This window comes from Desulfonatronum thiodismutans (assembly GCF_000717475.1).
GTDB classification, from domain to species: Bacteria; Desulfobacterota; Desulfovibrionia; order Desulfovibrionales; family Desulfonatronaceae; genus Desulfonatronum; species Desulfonatronum thiodismutans.
This window is the reverse complement of the sequence record NZ_JPIK01000017.1, coordinates 43,438-60,517: the sequence shown is the minus strand read 5'-3', so window position 1 is coordinate 60,517 and position 17,080 is coordinate 43,438. Positions and strand designations below refer to the sequence as shown.

Annotated in this window: 18 protein-coding genes; 12 read left to right on the top strand and 6 right to left on the bottom strand. The window is 59.7% G+C overall.

The features are described from left to right. The first annotated feature begins 123 nt into the window (after positions 1 to 123). The 3 genes from GY33_RS0112725 (at position 124) to GY33_RS0112715 (ending at position 2,315) form a co-directional block, all read left to right on the top strand. Positions 124 to 543, top strand: coding sequence for a pentapeptide repeat-containing protein (locus GY33_RS0112725; RefSeq protein ID WP_035272131.1), 420 nt, complete (start codon positions 124 to 126; stop codon positions 541 to 543). A gap of 126 nt (positions 544 to 669) precedes the next feature. Then, complete coding sequence (locus GY33_RS0112720) at positions 670 to 1,923, top strand: PQQ-dependent sugar dehydrogenase (protein WP_031387691.1); 1,254 nt, start codon at positions 670 to 672, stop codon at positions 1,921 to 1,923. A 173-nt stretch (positions 1,924 to 2,096) separates the two neighbouring features. Then, the gene (locus GY33_RS0112715; RefSeq protein WP_031387690.1) at positions 2,097 to 2,315 is read left to right on the top strand and encodes a hypothetical protein; all 219 of its coding nucleotides are present in this window, start codon (positions 2,097 to 2,099) and stop codon (positions 2,313 to 2,315) included. A gap of 58 nt (positions 2,316 to 2,373) precedes the next feature. Here the strand turns inward: GY33_RS0112715 and ahbA are convergent, their stop codons facing one another. From ahbA to ahbC, 6 genes are all read right to left on the bottom strand, one after another. Further along, positions 2,374 to 2,835 (bottom strand): siroheme decarboxylase subunit alpha, encoded by a 462-nt coding sequence (gene ahbA / locus GY33_RS0112710; protein ID WP_031387689.1) that lies wholly within the window; start codon positions 2,833 to 2,835, stop codon positions 2,374 to 2,376. Between the two features lie 32 nt (positions 2,836 to 2,867). Beyond that, entirely contained in the window at positions 2,868 to 4,046 is a 1,179-nt protein-coding gene (gene ahbD, locus GY33_RS0112705; RefSeq protein WP_031387688.1) for a heme b synthase, read from the bottom strand. A 62-nt stretch (positions 4,047 to 4,108) separates the two neighbouring features. Then, positions 4,109 to 4,402, bottom strand: a complete 294-nt coding sequence (locus tag GY33_RS20580) for a type II toxin-antitoxin system RelE/ParE family toxin (RefSeq protein WP_084185153.1) — start codon at positions 4,400 to 4,402, stop codon at positions 4,109 to 4,111. Beyond that, on the bottom strand, positions 4,399 to 4,611 hold the full coding sequence (locus GY33_RS0112695) for an addiction module protein (protein ID WP_031387687.1): 213 nt from the start codon (positions 4,609 to 4,611) through the stop codon (positions 4,399 to 4,401). The genes GY33_RS20580 and GY33_RS0112695 overlap by 4 nt, the downstream gene beginning before the upstream one ends. A gap of 59 nt (positions 4,612 to 4,670) precedes the next feature. Then, the gene (hemB, locus tag GY33_RS0112690) at positions 4,671 to 5,642 is read right to left on the bottom strand and encodes a porphobilinogen synthase (protein WP_031387686.1); all 972 of its coding nucleotides are present in this window, start codon (positions 5,640 to 5,642) and stop codon (positions 4,671 to 4,673) included. A 59-nt stretch (positions 5,643 to 5,701) separates the two neighbouring features. Continuing rightward, positions 5,702 to 6,895 carry a 12,18-didecarboxysiroheme deacetylase gene (ahbC, locus tag GY33_RS0112685; protein WP_031387685.1) on the bottom strand — a complete coding sequence of 398 codons (1,194 nt, stop codon included), beginning with the start codon at positions 6,893 to 6,895 and terminating at the stop codon, positions 5,702 to 5,704. Positions 6,896 to 7,145: 250 nt separating this feature from the next. Here ahbC and GY33_RS0112680 point away from each other — a divergent pair, with 250 nt between their 5' ends. The 9 genes from GY33_RS0112680 (at position 7,146) to GY33_RS0112635 (ending at position 17,074) form a co-directional block, all read left to right on the top strand. Then, positions 7,146 to 7,574 carry a DUF4079 family protein gene (locus tag GY33_RS0112680; RefSeq protein ID WP_031387684.1) on the top strand — a complete coding sequence of 143 codons (429 nt, stop codon included), beginning with the start codon at positions 7,146 to 7,148 and terminating at the stop codon, positions 7,572 to 7,574. A 38-nt stretch (positions 7,575 to 7,612) separates the two neighbouring features. After that, a complete protein-coding gene (locus GY33_RS0112675) occupies positions 7,613 to 9,316 on the top strand; it encodes a potassium channel family protein (protein WP_031387683.1) in 1,704 nt (567 codons plus the stop codon). Positions 9,317 to 9,393: 77 nt separating this feature from the next. Then, positions 9,394 to 10,047, top strand: a complete 654-nt coding sequence (locus tag GY33_RS0112670; RefSeq protein WP_031387682.1) for a phosphatidylserine decarboxylase family protein — start codon at positions 9,394 to 9,396, stop codon at positions 10,045 to 10,047. 12 nt (positions 10,048 to 10,059) lie between these two features. Beyond that, on the top strand, positions 10,060 to 10,821 hold the full coding sequence (pssA, locus tag GY33_RS0112665) for a CDP-diacylglycerol--serine O-phosphatidyltransferase (RefSeq protein WP_031387681.1): 762 nt from the start codon (positions 10,060 to 10,062) through the stop codon (positions 10,819 to 10,821). Positions 10,822 to 11,297: 476 nt separating this feature from the next. Further along, a complete protein-coding gene (locus GY33_RS0112655; RefSeq protein ID WP_031387680.1) occupies positions 11,298 to 12,833 on the top strand; it encodes a 2-isopropylmalate synthase in 1,536 nt (511 codons plus the stop codon). After that, positions 12,818 to 14,089, top strand: coding sequence for a 3-isopropylmalate dehydratase large subunit (locus tag GY33_RS0112650; RefSeq protein WP_031387679.1), 1,272 nt, complete (start codon positions 12,818 to 12,820; stop codon positions 14,087 to 14,089). The genes GY33_RS0112655 and GY33_RS0112650 overlap by 16 nt, the downstream gene beginning before the upstream one ends. Position 14,090: 1 nt before the next feature. Continuing rightward, positions 14,091 to 14,585 carry a 3-isopropylmalate dehydratase small subunit gene (locus tag GY33_RS0112645; RefSeq protein ID WP_031387678.1) on the top strand — a complete coding sequence of 165 codons (495 nt, stop codon included), beginning with the start codon at positions 14,091 to 14,093 and terminating at the stop codon, positions 14,583 to 14,585. A 121-nt stretch (positions 14,586 to 14,706) separates the two neighbouring features. Then, complete coding sequence (locus tag GY33_RS0112640) at positions 14,707 to 15,759, top strand: 3-isopropylmalate dehydrogenase (RefSeq protein WP_031387677.1); 1,053 nt, start codon at positions 14,707 to 14,709, stop codon at positions 15,757 to 15,759. After that, positions 15,737 to 17,074 carry a YhjD/YihY/BrkB family envelope integrity protein gene (locus tag GY33_RS0112635; protein WP_031387676.1) on the top strand — a complete coding sequence of 446 codons (1,338 nt, stop codon included), beginning with the start codon at positions 15,737 to 15,739 and terminating at the stop codon, positions 17,072 to 17,074. Before GY33_RS0112640 ends, GY33_RS0112635 begins: the two co-directional genes overlap by 23 nt. The last annotated feature ends 6 nt before the right edge of the window (positions 17,075 to 17,080 follow it).

The window sequence follows — 17,080 nt, the reverse complement described above, 5'->3', positions numbered from 1 at the left end:
CTAAAGGCATCATGGGAAAAATTCAACTTTCAGCCTAAACCAGTATAGTAGATTTCCTGGATGGCGCCATCTTCAACTGCTGTCCGAAATATGGGGGCCTCTATACAGGAGAAGAACACATCAATGACCATGCACATTGTCGCGCCGATCATCACCGTCTTCCTGCTCCTGAGCACGATTGGAACTCTTGAGGCTTTTGATCAAGCCGACCTGGATCAATTGCGGGGGAGCAACCAGTGTCCGAAGTGCGACTTGAGCGGAGCGAACCTGAGCGGAGCAAGACTGAACAGGGCCGACCTCACCGAAGCGAATCTGCGCAACGCCGACCTGAGTTGGGCCAACCTCAACGGCGTCGGGCTGGTGGGCGCCGACCTGAGCAATGCCGACCTGAGCAATGCCAACTTGAGCTGGTCCGACCTGAGAGGAGCGAACCTGACTGAAGCAACCCTGACCCGAGCCAACCTGACAGGGGCCAAGCTCAGCGGGGTCACTTGGATCGACGGACGCGAATGCGCCGAAGGCTCCATAGGGGTATGCGGTTGATCACGTTTTGTCCGCAAGGCAGGTCCACGCCGTCTCGTCCGCCCTGTTCCCTCGTTTGAAAAAGCAACTCCCAGTAACCAGGTCCACTTCAACTCCTATTTCTATTCAAGCTCCGGAGGTGAATCCATGAAACGGAAGACAAACGTACTGTCCCTGTTGCTCACGGCCCTGCTCGTAGCCTTTTACGCCCACTGCGGCCACGATCAGTCCGTCGCGGATGCCGGTGAACCTCGAATTCATCGTACGGTGATCATGTCCGGCTTGAACAATCCGTGGGATTTGGCCTTTGCGTCGGACGGGGTCATGCTGTTCACGGAAAAATGCCGCGGGTTGTCCGTGCGCACTCCGGATGGGACGGTTCGACATTTGTTCGGAACACGCGGCGCGGTCCTGGAGGCGGACGACCTTTTCTGCCAGGGGCAAAGCGGTATGTTGGGCGTGGCCCTGGATCCGGAGTTCGCCGCGAACCGCCGCGTTTACGTGTACATGGCCTCGGACGCCGCCGAGAGTAAGACCAACCGCGTCGTGCGTCTCATCGTCGACGAAGCCTACGCCGTTGTCGCGGACCGCGTGGATATTATCACCGATATTTCCTACAAACAGTCCTTCAACCGCTGGGGCCGGGCAGGTGCGCACAGCGGGGGCCGGATCCGGTTCAGCCCGTTTGACGGCTATCTGTACGTCGCCACCGGCGATAACCACGACGGCCCGCTGCCCCAGGATCTTTCCCGCCTGGGCGGCAAGGTGCTGCGCGTCGACAGCGACGGCAACGCCGCGCCGGGGAACAATACCCCGGCCCAAAATACTCCGGCCAACAATACTTCGGTCGGAAGCGATCCGCGCATCTTCACCTATGGGCACCGCAACGTGCAGGGCCTCGCGTTTCGTCCCGACACGGGCCAGCCCTTTACCTGCGAACACGGTCCCGGACATGACGACGAAGTGACGCCCCTTGCTCCGGGCGGCAACGGCGGCTGGGACCCCGCGCCCATGCCTGGGGTGTCCTGCATGAGCGACTACTGCGGATACACCTCCAACAACCCAGAGGGCAGGCCCACGCCCATGACGGATCTGGCCCGGTTTCCCGACGCCCTCGAACCGTCCTGGAACAATCGCGGCGCTTCCGAGGGAATGGGACCGTGCGTGTTTCTGGAAGGGCCTCGCTGGGAGGCTTGGGAAGGGCGGCTGGCCGTGGGGTTTCTGCGCGGGGCGCGCATCGAGCTGTTGCGGTTGGACGAGGAAGGCATGACCATGGAGGCGAGCGTCGTCCCCGGCCTGCCGTCGCAGCGCATGCGCGCTCTGGTCCTGGGCCCGGACAACGCGCTTTACGTTGCCATTGACGGTGGCGAAATCTGGCGGGTGGAAGCCGCCGGGCCGTAGCAATTCGTTGGAAAATCGAGCCCCCCGCTCCCGTTGGTCGCTCAAAGCGCCAGGTACGCCAAGGAATAAGCGGCGAGCCTTGAGGGAAGCGGATAATTCAATTCTTCAGAAGGCAATAAATTCTGAACTATTTCGAAGCAATGCCTTGTGTGCAAAGACCTGAAAGGTAGATCATGCCAAAGACGAACTCCGATCAATGGACGGGGGTCTCCGGTTTGCTGAATACTCAGCCTGAAGAGAAGAACGCCGATGGGCTGGAAGGCCGGGGCGAGCCGGGTGGGACGAATGGTGTCGGCGGGGAGAACAAATCCGAGGATGTGCTGGAAGGAATCGTGGCTATTCTGGACAGCTTGGACGAATGGCAAAAAAGCTGGGATGGGGAAGCGTCCTGAAAGCTCCTTCCGAAGCTCTCTTCTGAGGCTCCCCCTTGATTTTTGTTCGGGTGCGGCCTCAGTCCTGGTCGTTCTCGGTCATGGGAAAGTCCACCTTGATCTTGTAGGTCTTTTCCGCGGGCAGGTTCAGGATTTCGATGCCGGTCCTGGCCGTGATCTCGGCCAGGGTTTCGCGGACTTTGTCCACGCTGGGGGCGATGAGGGTGAACCAGACATTGTACATGTGCTGGCGCAGGTAGTTGTGGGTCACGCCGGGGTGGCGATTCACCTCGGAAGTGAACTGGTCCAGCTTGCTTTCCGGAACCTGGGCCGCGCAGAGGGTGCTGGTCCAGCCCAGCTTGCGGGACTGAAAATTGGCTCCGATGCGGCGGATGATGCCTTTGCCTTTGAGGGCCCGCACCCGGGCCAGAGCCTCGGCCTCGGTCAGGCCGAGTTGTTCGCCGATCCGGGCGTAGGGCCGCGGGTCCAGGGGGAAGTCGGTCTGGATCAGGTCCAGAATTTTTTTGTCGATGGCGTCCATGGCTGCTTCGCTTCGGGGTGTTATGGTGCTGGTTATTTCGGTTCGGCCTTCTTTGGCTGATACGTACACAACGGTTCCTCGGCCAGATAATGGCCGCTCATGGTCTGGGCCCGGGCCCGGCATCCGGCGCAGACCTTGTGAAATTCGCAGACTCCGCACTTGCCGTGGTAGGTTTTCTGGTCGCGAAACTCCAGGAACTGTTTCGATTTTCTCCAGATTTCCGGAAACGGCGTGGTCCGGACCTGACCGCAGTCCAACTCCAGATAGCCGCAGGGCTGAACTTGGCCGGTATGGGAGATGAAGCAGAACCCCGTGCCGCCCAGACAGCCCCGGCTGACCGCGTCCAGGCCGAAGTTGTCCATGGTCACCGGAATGCCCTCTTCCTTGGCTCGCTGGCGCAGGATGCGGTGGTAGTGGGGCGCGCAGGTGGCCTTGAGTTGCATCTTGGTGGTCTTGCGGAAATCGTAGAACCAGTTGAGCACCTCTTCATATTCCTCGCCGGAAATCACCTCCCGGCCCAGGTTCGCGCCCCGTCCCGTGGGCACCAGCAGAAAAATGTGCCACGCCGCCGCGCCCAGCTTTTCGGCCAGATGGAAGATCTCCTTGAACTGGCCCAGATTGTTCCGGGTTACGGTGGTGTTGATCTGAAAGGGCAGACCCACGTCCTTGAAGTGCTCGATGGCCCGCAAGGCCCCGTCAAACGCTCCCTGCACCCCCCGGAAAACGTCGTGACTGGCGGCGTCCGGCCCGTCCAGGGAAATGCTGGCCCGCTGGATTCCGGCCTCTTTCATCTTCCGGGCCACGTCCGCGGTGACCAGGGTGCCGTTGGGGGCCATCACGCAGCGCAGGCCCTTGGCGTCGGCATAGCGGACCAGCTCGAAGATGTCCGGCCGGAGCAGGGGCTCGCCGCCGGTGAAAATAATGATCGGGTCCCCGACCTCCGGGAAGGTGTCGATCAACGCCTTGGCATCCTCGGTGGAAAACTCGCCCGGATACGGCTCCATATGCGCCTCGGCCCGGCAGTGCTTGCAGGCCAGATTGCAGGACCGGGTTACCTCCCAGGCGATCAGCCGACAGGGCGGCGAGCCGTCGGGCAGGGTTTTGGGCATGCCCGAGAGGCCTTTTGGATGGCCGATGGGATGGCCTTGCGGATGCTCGGAAGGATGCTTGGAAGAGCGGGTGCCATGAGGGATGCTTTGATTTGTATTCATGGAGTGGGAGTGCTGCATAGTGTTCAGAATATGGGGGATGAATTACAAAGAGTGGAGCACATTCAGGAAATTCGTGTCATATAGTATTCCGGGTTTATATGTTGATGGGCAATACACGTTATCAATATGTCCGTACTGTCAACAACATATAAAACGAGATAAGGGAAGCGCTTGATATTGCATCTTCTTGTATTTTGTCCGATCTTTCGCCACATTTCAGGATTAGCGGCAATACTATCTACGGCATCAAGAAAAGATGCGTAAAATTGGCCATCAAGTCCAGAAAACTCGCCGTTGTAATAGGTGACAGCATCTTGAAGCTCTTGATCTGCTGGTGGGATGAGGATAACACTCATAGTTCCATTCTTGCACGGATTTGTTCCAAGGATATGCCTTTAAGCACTCCCTGCTTGTAGGCCAGATATCTCCTTTCTGACTCTTCAATCCACTTTTGTTCAATACTCTTGTCTGAAGGATTGAGACTGTCCAGAAGGGTCTCTACAAGATGAATTCTTTCTATAGGCTTCAGGCATAATGCTTTTGTCGTGACTTCTTCGATCATCATAAGCAACTCCTAGAAAAATACACCGCTTTTGAGCGAGACCCTTAGCCTAGAGATTGTTATCATTTTTGCCAGCCCAACACATTCTCGGCGAAATACGTCAAGATCAGGTCTGCTCCAGCCCGCTTGATGGATGTCAGGGTTTCCAGGACCACGGTTTGTTCGTCGATCCAGCCGTTTGCGGCGGCGGCCTTGATCATGGCGTATTCGCCGCTGACCTGGTAGGCGGCCAGGGGCACGTCCGTGGTTTCGCGCAGGTCGCGGAGGATGTCCAGGTAGGGCAGGGCCGGCTTGACCATCAGCAGGTCCGCGCCCTCGTCCAAGTCGGCCAGGGCTTCCCGGAAGGCCTCCCGGCGGTTGGCCGGGTCCATCTGGTAGGTTTTGCGGTCCCCGAATTGGGGCGGGCTTTCCGCGGCCTCCCGAAATGGGCCGTAGAAGCCCGAGGCGTACTTCACGGCGTAGCTCATGATCGGCAGGTGGGGGAAGCCTTCGTGGTCCAGGGCCTCGCGGATGGCCAAAACCCGGCCGTCCATCATGTCCGAGGGCGCGACCATGTCCGCCCCGGCCCGGGCATGGGACAGGGCGACCTTGGCCAGCAGCTCCAGGGTCGGGTCGTTGAGCACCTCATCGCCGGAAACCAGACCGCAGTGGCCGTGGGAAGTGTACTCGCACAAGCAGACGTCCGTGATCACGCACAGGTCCGGGTAGGAGCGCTTCAGGGCAGCTACGGCCCGCTGCACGATTCCGTTTTCCGCCCAACCCTGGGAGCCGGTGGGATCCTTGGTCTTGGGGATGCCGAACAGGATGCAGGCCGCAAGCCCCAGGTCAACGGCCCGGCCCACCCGCTCCACCAGCTTGCCCAGGCCGAGCTGGCTCTGGCCGGGCATGGCCCCGATGGGCTTGACGAAATTGGGGTCGTCCGTATCCACGACAAAGTAGGGCTGGATCAGGTCGTCGCGGGAAAGGGTCGTTTCCCGCACCAAGCCGCGCAACGTGGCCGTCCGCCGCAAGCGGCGTCCTCTGTGGAAGGTCATAATATCCCGTCTTCTTTTGGAATCAAGAGAGGTGCAATGCGTCTCGTCAAAGCCTTGCGTCACGCAATGGCCGGCCCGGCAATTTCCTCGTCCGTCAGATAGCAGGCCGGATCCGGGGCCCAGATGTCGCCGTGGTAGGCTTCGGAGCGGGCGCGGAAGTTGCCGCCGCAGACGCTCAGGAAGCGGCAGGTCTCGCACCGTCCGGTGACGTGGGCCTTCTTGTCCTTCAGCTTGGCCAGCAGCTCGATGTTCGGGTCCATCCAGATTTCGGAGAATGGTCGCTCCAGGACGTTGCCGAAGGTGTGGTTGCGCCAGAACTGGTCGGCATGGACCTGGCCGTCCCAGGAGATGCAGCCGATGCCCCGACCGGAATTGTTGCCCTCGTTAAAGGAGAGCAGTTCCCGGACCTCTTCGGCCCGCTTGGGGTCTTCCTGGAGCAGGCGCAGATAAATCAGCGGCCCGTCGGCGTGGTTGTCCACGGTCAGGACTTCCTTGGGCATCCCGGCGTCGAACAGGGCCTTGGTCCGGTCGATGATCTGGTGGACCACTTCCCGGGTCTGGCCGTGATCCAGGTCCTCGTTCATCAGGTCCGAGCCCCGGCCGGAGTAGACCAGATGATAAAAACAGATCCGCGGGACTTCCAAGTCCCGGATCAGGTCGAAGAGAACCGGCACTTCCTGGACGTTACGCTTATTGATGGTGAACCGCAGGCCGACCTTCAGCCCCTCGGCCTGACAGTTGGCGATGCCTTCCAGGGCTTTTTTGTAGGATCCGGTTACGCCGCGGAAGCGGTCGTGAACTTCCTCGCCGCCGTCCAGGGAGATGCCCACGTAGGACAGGCCGACGTCCTTGAGTTCCTTGGCTTTCTGCTTGGTAATCAGGGTGCCGTTGGTGGAGATCACGGCGCGCATGTCCTTGGACACGGCGTAGTGGGCCAGTTCCACCAGATCCTTGCGAACAAGGGGTTCGCCGCCGGAAAAGAGCATCACCGGAGAGCCGAAGGCGGCCAGGTCGTCGATCATGGTCTTGGCCTGAGCCGTGGAGATCTCATCCGTGCCGTCCGGATCCACGGCCTGGGCGTAACAGTGGACGCACTTCAGGTTGCAGCGCCGGGTCATGTTCCAGACCACCACGGGCTTTTTGTCCTGGGAGAATTGGAGTAGGTGTGAGGGCAGTTTGCCGGAATGCCGACCGTAGCGCAGTGCGTCGGATGGCTCAATGGTTCCGCAATAGAGTTTTGATATACCGATCATGGTTTCCTCTTCAAAGATTGATGGCAATGAAAATGAAAAAAGAAAATATAGGTCATTTTGCTCCGGAAGGCAAAAACAGCCCATGCGCGGAGTGGATTGGGGATAAGGCCAAACAATCGCCTTGACAAGGCCCGAGTGAGTTGAGATTTTCCCAGTCCTCCCCGGATTGTCCTCGTCTCCACGGCTTTCCTCCTGCCCTTGTCCGTGTGTGTCGAAAAAAACTCATTGAAAACAACCATTGAGGTGCCTCATGGTCTACTACATTCATCCGCTTTGGCAGTTCGCGGCGACCATTCTCGCCGTGTATGTTTTTTACCTGGGATGGCCGCGGCTCATGGCCGCTTTTTCCGGCAAAAAGGCGTCCTTTCTTTGGAAACGCCATGTATCCCTCGGCCTGATTACGCTGACGGCTCTCCTGGCAGGCCTGATCGGCGGCGCCGCGGTCACGGCGCATTATTGGGGAGGAACCGGCTATACCCAGCATCATTATTTGGTCGGTCTGGCCATGGGGCCGCTGATGGTCTTCGGGCTCGTCAGCGGTCTGCTGCTGGACAGGCGCAAGGGAAAGTATAAGAGGCTGCCCATACTGCACGGGATGAACAACGCCGCGGTACTTTTTCTGGCCCTGGTTCAGATATGGACCGGGCTCAACGTGGTGCGGTTTTTCATCCTCGATTAGTTTTCCTCTGTCACGAATCTTGATCTTTTCACTCTCTTATGAAGTATCTTCCCTCCCAAATCATCGCCCTGCTGCAAAAAAACAAAACCAAGCAGGACTTACGGATTCTGGTGAAGTTTATCGTGGTCCTGCTGACATTGGTCACGGTTTACAGCATTTTGTTCCACGTGATCATGGTCCATCACGAGGGCCGTTCCTATTCCTGGGTGGCGGGCGTCTACTGGACGTTGGTCACCATGAGCACTCTGGGGTTTGGGGACATCATCTTCCATACGGATTTGGGGTTGATATTTTCTCTTGTGGTTTTGCTTTCCGGCGTGGTTTTTCTTTTGGTCATGCTGCCCTTCACCTTCATTCAGTTTTTTTACGCCCCCTGGCTTGAAGCCCAGTCCAAGTCGCGGACCATTCGCTCTCTTCCCGAGAATACGGCGGATCACGTGATCATCGTCGGCATCGATCCGATTTGCCTGAGCCTGGTGGGCAAGCTGAAGCAGTACGGCCGAAACAGTTATCTGGTGGTCGGCGAGCAGCAAGCCGCCCAGGGGTTGCATGAACAGGGCTTCAAGGTCGTGCTCGGCGAGTTGGATGATATTGAAACGTACCGCAGGATTCAGGCGGACAAGGCGGCCTTGATCGTGGTGAATCACACTGAGGACAAGATCAACACCAACATCGTCTATACCCTGCGTGAACTGTGCGAAAAAACGCCCATAGTTTCCAACGCCTCGGACGACGACTCCGTGGATATCCTGGAACTGGCCGGCAGCAGCCATGTCTACCAGTTCACCAAGATGCTCGGGCAGTCCCTGGCCCGGCGGGTCCTTGGCGTGAGCATGCGGGCGAACATCATCGGTCGGTTCGACGAGCTGCTCATCGCCGAAGTCCCGGCCATGCGCAGTTCGTTAGAGGGGAAAACCATTCTGGAAAGCCGGTTGCGGGAACTGACCGGGATCACCGTGGCCGGGGTTTGGGAGCGGGGCAAATACAAGGTGCCCTTGCCGGACACCATGATTTCCGCATCCACCGTCCTTGTCCTGGCCGGGTCGGATCAGCAGTTGGCGATGTATGATGAAAAATTCGGCGGCTACGCGACCAGCGAGGCCCCGGTACTGATTTTGGGCGGCGGACGGGTCGGCAGGGCAGCGGCGGATACGCTCAAAGCTCGCGGCGTGGTCTACAAGATCGTGGAAAAGAATGTTCGCGCCATCAAGGGCGCGGAAGACGAGTACGTCCACGGCAGTGCCGCGGATCTGGACACCCTGCGCAAGGCGGGCATCGACGCCGCGCCCTCGGTGATCGTGACCACCCACGACGACGACATGAACATCTATCTGACCATTTATTGTCGTCGCCTTCGGCCGGACATCCAGATCATCACCCGGGCCACGCTGGACCGGAACATCTCCAAACTGCACCGAGCCGGGGCCGACCTGGTGATGTCCTACGCCTCCCTGGGCGTGACCAGCATTACGAACTACCTGTTGCAGGACAACACTTTGATGGTGTCCGAAGGGTTGAACATCTTCAAGATGCCCGCTCCTAAAAAATTGGTCGGAAAAACACTGGAGCAAAGCAATATTCGCCAGAAGACCGGCTGCAACGTGATCGCCATCGACAGCAAGGGCCGCCTGAACATCAACCCCTCGCCAGGCAGCGCCATCGACCCGGACGCGGAACTGATCATGATCGGCAACGCCGAGGCGGAGCAGTGTTTCATGGGGTCGTTCACCAACGGGGACTGAGTGAGTAGAAGCCGCAAGAGGGGGCGACGGCCCCGGTTTTTTAACCCGAACCTTGACCTGACATAAGGAGCATTCAAATGCGCCAATCTTCACCCGGAGTCGCCAAAGAGGGCCTGCCGTATATCGGATTGGGGGCCTTCGTGACGTTGATCCTGGCCGTTCTCGGCTGGGGAGGCGTGGCCGTGATCGCCCTTGTCCTGACGATCCTGACCTTGAACTTTTTTCGCGATCCGGAGCGGGTCACGCCCCAGGAACCGGGCCTCGCCGTGGCCCCGGCGGACGGTAAAATCGTTTTCATCGGCCCCGCGGTCGATCCGGCCACGGGCCAGGTGCGGACAAAGGTCTCCATCTTCATGAACGTGTTCAACGTGCACGTGAACAGGACCCCGGTGACTGGACGGGTGGGCGGAATCACCTACTTTCCCGGAAAATTCCTGAACGCGGCCCTGGATAAGGCATCCGAGGACAACGAGCGCAATCAGTTTCGGATCGTAGACGAGCACGGCCACGGCTGGACCGTGGTCCAGATCGCGGGCTTGGTGGCTCGGCGGATCGTTTGCTGGGCCGAGGAGGGGGATGAAGTGGCTCGCGGCCAACGGATCGGGTTGATCAAATTCGGCTCCAGGGTTGACCTTTACTTGCCGGATGCATATGAAGTTCGTGTGACGAAAGGGCAACATACATGTGCCGGCCTGACCGTCATGGCTGCTCTGAAAGACCAACATTCCTGAAAACGAGTCCTTGTGAACCGCCCGAATCAACCCATCTGCAAGGGAGTCTACCTCCTCCCCAATCTTTTCACCACGGCCAGCCTGTTCTCCGGCTTTCTGGGGATCATCTGGGCCATCGAAGGGCAGTTTCTGTATTGCGCCCTGGCCATACTGGTCAGTTGCGTCCTGGACGGCATGGACGGCATGGTCGCCCGCCTGACCCGCTCCACCAGCGATTTCGGCGTTCAGCTTGACTCCCTGGCCGATCTGGTCGCCTTCGGCGTGGCCCCGGCGATCATGGTCTACATGTGGCAGTTGCAGGAGTATGGCCGTTTGGGTTTGTTGGCCTCCTTCCTGATCGTGGCCTGCGGCGCGTTGCGGCTGGCCAGATTCAACGTCCAGTCCGGCAAGATTTCCCAGAAATACTTCATCGGCCTGCCCATCCCCGCCGCGGCCTGCGTCCTGGCGACCCTGGTTCTGTTCAGCACCCAGTCTCCCGCCTTTCTCGAAGACAAGTACGGCACGATCACCCTGGTCTTGGTGTATGTGCTCTCTTTTTTGATGGTCAGTCGGGTGCGCTATCCGTCCTTGAAGGAGTTCGACGGCATGCGCAGCCATCCGTTCCGGACCACCGTGGCGGCCATGCTGATCTTCGTGGTCATCGCCTCCGAGCCCAAGATTTTGGGATTCCTGTTTTTCTTGACATACCTGCTTTCCGGGCTGGTCCTGTCCTTCCTGATTCTACCCTTTCGCAAAGTTCGTCTGCTACGGGAGTCCCCTCATGAACTCCCGTAACCAACCCCCCACCCCCTCATAGTTTTTCTTGATTTCTTTCCTTGCTTCGTGAACAGTTCGCGGTGACGCGATGTTGTTCCGAAAATGAGCGCGATTTTGTGGCTTCAGATATGTAAACCGCTCGCTTCGCTCAAGGCACGGAGGACGCCAAGAAGTTTTTTCGGCTTCCGCTGGAAAGATGCGTAAGCCGAAAGCTTCACGCCTGCCGACGATGAGGAAAGATTGAATGGACGTCAATGCTATTGGGAAAGACATTGTCCACTGTGCGATCAAGGTTATTAAACGAATGTTTTTTAAACCCCGTCAGAGGTGACGCAACTTTTTTGAAAGCGCATCTATCCTGCGCTTTCAAAATGTTTTTCTTGGTGCCCCTTGCGTCTTGAGCGACCAACGGGAGCGGGCGGTTTAAAGCCTATTCTGGTTACGTAAACATGAACTAATTCAACTGCAAAATATTATAACGTACTGAGGATATCATGAGCGATTCACGAGTGCTTTTCTTCGATACCACGTTGCGCGACGGCGAACAGTCGCCCGGCGCGACCATGAGCATGCCGGAGAAAATCCGGTTGGCCCGGCAGTTGGAAATATTGGGCGTGGATATCATCGAGGCCGGATTTCCCGCCGCCAGCCAGGGGGATTTTGAAGCTGTCCAGGCCATCAGTCGGGCGGTCAAGGATTGCCAGGTGGCCGGACTGTGCCGGGCCACGCCCGGGGACATCGACCGGGCCTGGGAGGCCATCAAGGACGGTGCGAACCCGCGGATCCACACTTTTCTGGCCACCTCGCCCCTGCACATGGAGTACAAGCTGCGCAAGTCCCCGGATCAGGTGCTGGAAATGGCCGAAGCCGCGGTGCGTCACGCAGTGAAACACACCTCCAACGTGGAGTTTTCAGCCGAGGACGCCTCCCGGTCCGAATGGGATTTCCTGGCCACGGTCGTGGAGCGAGTTATTGCCGCCGGGGCCAAAACCATCAACATTCCGGACACCGTGGGCTATGCACAACCCGACGAGTTCGCCGCACTGATCCGCTACCTGCTGGAAAAGGTGCCCAACAGCGACCAGGCCGTGTTCAGCGTGCACTGCCACAACGACCTGGGACTGGGCGTGGCCAACACCCTGGCTGCCTTGCGCGCCGGGGCCCGGCAGGCCGAGGTGACCCTGAGCGGGATCGGCGAGCGGGCCGGTAACGCGGCTTTGGAAGAGGTGGTCATGGCCCTGAACGTACGCAAGGACGTCTACAACCTGACCACGACCATCAAGACCGAGCAGCTTTTTCCCTCCTGCCGCCTGCTGTCCCTGGTCATCGGTCGTCCCATCCCGGCGAACAAGGCCGTGGTCGGGGCTAACGCCTTTGCCCACGAGTCCGGCATCCATCAGGACGGGATGCTCAAGCACCGCTCCACCTACGAGATCATGACCCCGGAAAGCATCGGACGTTCCGGCACGGAAATGGTCCTGGGCAAGCACTCCGGCCGGCACGCCCTGAAAAAACGGCTGGAGGAACTGGGCTACCGGCTGGACGAGGACCAGGTGGATTTGGTCTTCCAGGCCTTGAAGCGTTTGGCGGACAAGAAGGAACAGATCGCCACCGAGGACATCGAGGCCCTGGTCCTGGAGGAAATTTACCGTATCCCGGACAAGTACAAACTGGTCTATCTGAGCGTACTTTCCGGGAACATGGCCATTCCCACGGCGGCCATGAAGCTGGAGGTGGACGGCCAGGAGAAGCAGTTGGCGGATTTCGGCGTCGGCCCCATTGACGCGGTCTTCCACACCATTGCCAAGCTCTGCGGCCGGGACCCCAAGCTGTTGCAGTTCTCGGTCAACGCCATCACCGGGGGCACGGACGCCCAGGGCGAGGTGACCGTACGCATTGAGGAACAAGGGGCTTCGGCCGTGGGTCGGGGCGCTGATCCGGACATCATCGTGGCCAGCGCCAAGGCCTATCTGAACGCTTTGAACCGCATCGCCAAAAAAACGGAGGAAAAAATATGCCCCAGACCTTAGCCGAAAAAATACTCCAGGGCCGCACCGAGGAATCGATCACCGGACCGGGCCAGATCGTCCGGACCCGACTGTCCTCGGTGCTGGCCAACGACATCACCGCGCCCCTGGCCATCAAGTCTTTCGAGGCCATGGGCGCGACCAAGGTCTTTGACCCGGAAAAGGTCTTCCTGGTTTGCGACCATTTCACCCCGAACAAGGACATCGACTCGGCCCAGCAGGTCAAGGCGGTCCGGGATTTCGCCCGCAAGATGGGCGTCGTCCATTTCTACGACGGCGGCGAATCCGGGGTGGAGCACGCCCTGTTGCCGGAGCTGGGTCTTGTGGGCCCGGGCGACGTGGTCGTGGGCGCGGACAGCCATACCTGCACCTACGGCGGGCTGGGGGCCTTTGCCACGGGCATGGGCAGCACCGACGTGGCCGCGGCCATGGCCCTGGGCGAAACCTGGTTCAAGGTGCCGTCCACCATCCGGGCCACCTTTACCGGAACTCTGCCCGAGCACCTGGAAGCCAAGGACCTGATCCTGCTGCTGATCGGCAAGATCGGCGTGGCCGGAGCCACCTACAAGGCCCTGGAGTTCGACGGCCCGGTGATCGCGGCCATGGACGTGGAAGGCCGGATGACAATGGCCAATATGGCCATCGAAGCCGGGGGCAAGGTTGGGTTGTTCGCCGCGGACGACAAGACCTTGGCCTATGCCCAGGCCGCCGGGCGCACAGGTGCTACAGCCATTGCCCCGGACCCGGGCGCGGTTTACGAACAGGAACTGACCTTCGACGTCTCCGGCCTTTCGCCCCAGATCGCCTGTCCGCACCTGCCGGACAACGTCCGGTCCGTGGAGGAAGTGGCGGACGTGGCCGTGGATCAGGTGGTCATCGGCTCCTGCACCAACGGCCGGATCAGCGACCTGCGCCGGGCCGCGGCCCTGCTCAAGGGCCGCAAGGCCGCCAAGGGCCTGCGGTTGATCATCCTTCCGGCCACGCCGCTGATCTACAAGCAGGCCCTGCGCGAGGGCCTGCTGGAGATCTTCATGGACGCCGGGGCCGTGGTCGGCCCGCCCACTTGCGGGCCCTGCCTTGGCGGACACATGGGCATCCTGGCCTCCGGCGAAAAGGTCCTGGCCACCACCAACCGCAACTTCAAGGGCCGGATGGGCAGCCTGGAAAGCGAGGTCTATCTGGCCGGAGCGGGCGTGGCCGCGGCAACGGCAATTGCCGGGCATATCTGCCATCCTGCTGAAATCGTGGGGAGGAAGTAACATGAGTTATACAGGAGCGGCCCGCAAGGTCGGAACCAATATCGATACGGACGCCATCATCCCGGCCCGGTTTCTGGTCACCACGGACCCATTGGAACTGGGCAAGAACTGCTTCGAGGGTCTGGAGCCGGGCTGGATCAACCGGGTGCAAAAGGGCGACATCCTGGTGGCCGGGCCGAACTTCGGCTGCGGCTCTTCCAGGGAACACGCGCCCATCGCCATTCTCGGCGCGGGCATGCCCGTGGTCCTGGCCCACAGCTTCGCCCGGATCTTCTACCGTAACGGCTTCAACATGGGTCTGACCCTGCTGGAAATCGGCGACGAAGTGGACGGCATCAACGAAGGCGACAGCTTGGAGGTGGACCCGGAAAACGGCCTGATCCGCAACCTGACCCAGAACAAGGACATCCCCTGCACCCCGGTTCCGCCGTTCATGCGGGAAATCCTGGCCCAGGGCGGCCTGGTGGGGTACGTGCGCAGGCAGATGGCGGGGTGACGGAATTCAGAATTCAGAAGTCAGGAGTCAGGAGAACGGAGAGCGTGACAGAGAACCGTTGAACCGTGAACCGTTGAACCTTAATCAATATTCATGAACCTTATTGAGGAGAAATAACCACATGCGCAGCTACAACATCGGCTGGTTCCCCGGCGACGGCATTGGGCCGGAGGTGACCATGCAGGGCCGCAAGGTGCTGGATGCGGCCGGGGCGAAATATGGATTTAAGATCAACTGGCAGCACATTGATCTGGGTGGGGAGCGCTATCTGAAGACCGGAGAGCTGGTTCCGGACTCCGTGTTGGAGGAGATGCGCGGCCTGGATTCCATCTATCTCGGGGCCATCGGCCATCCGGACGTCAAGCCGGGCATCCTGGAGCAGGGGGTTTTGCTGAAACTCCGGTTCGCCCTGGATCAGTACATTAATTTGCGCCCGGTGAAGCTCTATCCCGGCGTGGAATGCCCGCTCAAGGACAAAGGGCCGGAACAGATCGACTACGTGGTGGTCCGGGAGAACACCGAGGGCCTGTACGCGGGTAGCGGCGGATGCCTGCGTCAGGGCACCAAGCATGAAATCGCCGTCCAGGAGTCCGTGAACACCTACATGGGTGTGGAACGCTGCCTGCGCTACGCCTTTGAACTGGCCGCCTCCCGGCCGCGCAAGAAGCTGACCTTGTGCGGCAAGACCAACGTCCTGACCTTTGCCTTCGGCCTCTGGGACCGGGTCTTCCATGAGCTGGCCAAGGAGTTTCCCCAGGTGGAACTGGACTACGCCCACGTGGACGCCACCTGCATGTGGATGGTCAAGAACCCGGAATGGTTCGACGTGATCGTCACGGACAACATGTTCGGGGACATCATTACCGACCTGGGGGCCATCACCCAGGGCGGGCTGGGCATTGCCGCGGGAGGGAACATCAATCCTGAGGGCGTGTCCATGTTCGAGCCCATCGGCGGTTCGGCCCCGAAATACGCCGGGCAGGGCAAGGCCAACCCCCTGGCCGCGATCCTGGCCGGGCAGATGATGCTCGTGGAACTCAAGGAAGCCCAGGCTGCCCAGGCCGTGGAGCAGGCCGTGATCAGGCTGCTGCCCTCCATGGCCAGCCAGGCAGCGGGACGGATGGGCATGACCACGGACGAGGTTGGCGATCGTGTGGCCGAGGGCGTGGCTTAAACTTCCCTTCCATCTTCTGGAGGACGGTCTGAACTGGTTTTTGCAGACCACGTACGGCACCGTCCTCCAGTTTCTGAAAAATCAGCTTTCCAGCCACGCATCCGCGGCGGCGTACTACTTCCTGTTGTCCATTGGGCCGCTGATCCTGGTGGTCGTTTCCATCCTGAACACCTCGCTCGTCAACCACCCTGAATTGACCGCGGAGCTGTTCGCGTTTCTGGCAGAGTTCAATAAAGAATTGAACGAGGATTTTTTTCGGCGCATCGGAATCCTGGAAACCCAAGCCGCGATCAGCGGATTGGGACTTTTAGGAGTGCTCTGGACCAGCAGGTTGATCATCAGCTCCATCCAGAGCGCCTTTGGGGTGATCTTTCCCAGCGATCGGTCCAGAAACTTCGTCTGGAGCAACCTGCTGTCCCTGGTCCTGGTCCCCGGCGTCCTGACCCTCTTGCTGCTTTCCGCGCTGACCAACGTGATTTTGCGCTTTCTACACGGCAAGTTGGAGGAATTTGCCTGGCTGATCCAGATATATGATCTGCTCTTGTCCCTCTCCGGCTTCGTCGTGCCCCTGGCCCTGGTCTTCGGCCTGATCTTCATCTGCTACCGTTTTCTGCCCCTCTCCAAGCCAAAAATCTGGCACGCGGCCCTGGGCGCGGGGCTATGCACCTTGTCCATCCACGGCCTGAAGCTGGCTTTTTTGCAGTACGTCACCCTGGCTTCCTACAACTACTTGTATGGTTCCCTGGGCGCGGTAATTTTCCTGCTGCTCTGGGTCTATCTTGTCTTTCTGCTGTTTTTCCTCTTCGCCCAGTTCGTGGAAGTGGCCGGCCGGGTGGACATCCTGGCCCTGGACCGGATCATCGCCCCCCAGAACAATTCTTCCGGAATCGGCGGGCGAATGGAGGGCAAACTTTTTGGCTCGTCCCGGCGTATTTTCTCCAAGTACGCCCAGACCGTACCGGAGGGAGAGGCCATCTATCGCCAGGGTGACCAGGGCCGGGACATCTACTACCTGCACTCCGGCAAGGTCGCGCTGTTCGGCGGAAAACCAATGCCGGATTCCAAGCCCCTGGCCGTCATTGAGGCGGGACAGTTTTTCGGCGAAACCGCCTACCTTCTGGACCAACCCCGCCTCTCCACGGCCCGAGCCGAAACCGACTCCGAACTCCTGCTCCTTTCCGCCAATACCTTCGAAGGCCTCCTGGCCCACAGCCCCGCAGTATCCCGCAAAATCATCAGTTCCTTGGGCCTGCGGTTGAAGCAGGCGATGAAGGCGGCGAAAACAGGGGGGGAGCGCTCTCCAGGTGCGTCTTGACGTCGC

What these genes read in the sequence shown, in the direction of transcription:
- GY33_RS0112675 (WP_031387683.1), top strand. Translation starts at nt 7,613, where the DNA reads ATGAAGTATCTTCCCTCCCAAATCATCGCCCTGCTGCAAAAAAACAAA.
- ahbD (WP_031387688.1), bottom strand. Translation starts at nt 4,046, where the DNA reads ATGAATACAAATCAAAGCATCCCTCATGGCACCCGCTCTTCCAAGCAT.
- GY33_RS0112640 (WP_031387677.1), top strand. Translation starts at nt 14,707, where the DNA reads ATGCGCAGCTACAACATCGGCTGGTTCCCCGGCGACGGCATTGGGCCG.
- GY33_RS0112655 (WP_031387680.1), top strand. Translation starts at nt 11,298, where the DNA reads ATGAGCGATTCACGAGTGCTTTTCTTCGATACCACGTTGCGCGACGGC.
- GY33_RS0112725 (WP_035272131.1), top strand. Translation starts at nt 124, where the DNA reads ATGACCATGCACATTGTCGCGCCGATCATCACCGTCTTCCTGCTCCTG.
- GY33_RS0112645 (WP_031387678.1), top strand. Translation starts at nt 14,091, where the DNA reads ATGAGTTATACAGGAGCGGCCCGCAAGGTCGGAACCAATATCGATACG.
- GY33_RS20580 (WP_084185153.1), bottom strand. Translation starts at nt 4,402, where the DNA reads ATGAGTGTTATCCTCATCCCACCAGCAGATCAAGAGCTTCAAGATGCT.
- ahbA (WP_031387689.1), bottom strand. Translation starts at nt 2,835, where the DNA reads ATGGACGCCATCGACAAAAAAATTCTGGACCTGATCCAGACCGACTTC.
- ahbC (WP_031387685.1), bottom strand. Translation starts at nt 6,895, where the DNA reads ATGATCGGTATATCAAAACTCTATTGCGGAACCATTGAGCCATCCGAC.
- GY33_RS0112720 (WP_031387691.1), top strand. Translation starts at nt 670, where the DNA reads ATGAAACGGAAGACAAACGTACTGTCCCTGTTGCTCACGGCCCTGCTC.
- GY33_RS0112695 (WP_031387687.1), bottom strand. Translation starts at nt 4,611, where the DNA reads ATGATGATCGAAGAAGTCACGACAAAAGCATTATGCCTGAAGCCTATA.
- GY33_RS0112680 (WP_031387684.1), top strand. Translation starts at nt 7,146, where the DNA reads ATGGTCTACTACATTCATCCGCTTTGGCAGTTCGCGGCGACCATTCTC.
- GY33_RS0112650 (WP_031387679.1), top strand. Translation starts at nt 12,818, where the DNA reads ATGCCCCAGACCTTAGCCGAAAAAATACTCCAGGGCCGCACCGAGGAA.
- hemB (WP_031387686.1), bottom strand. Translation starts at nt 5,642, where the DNA reads ATGACCTTCCACAGAGGACGCCGCTTGCGGCGGACGGCCACGTTGCGC.
- GY33_RS0112715 (WP_031387690.1), top strand. Translation starts at nt 2,097, where the DNA reads ATGCCAAAGACGAACTCCGATCAATGGACGGGGGTCTCCGGTTTGCTG.
- GY33_RS0112670 (WP_031387682.1), top strand. Translation starts at nt 9,394, where the DNA reads ATGCGCCAATCTTCACCCGGAGTCGCCAAAGAGGGCCTGCCGTATATC.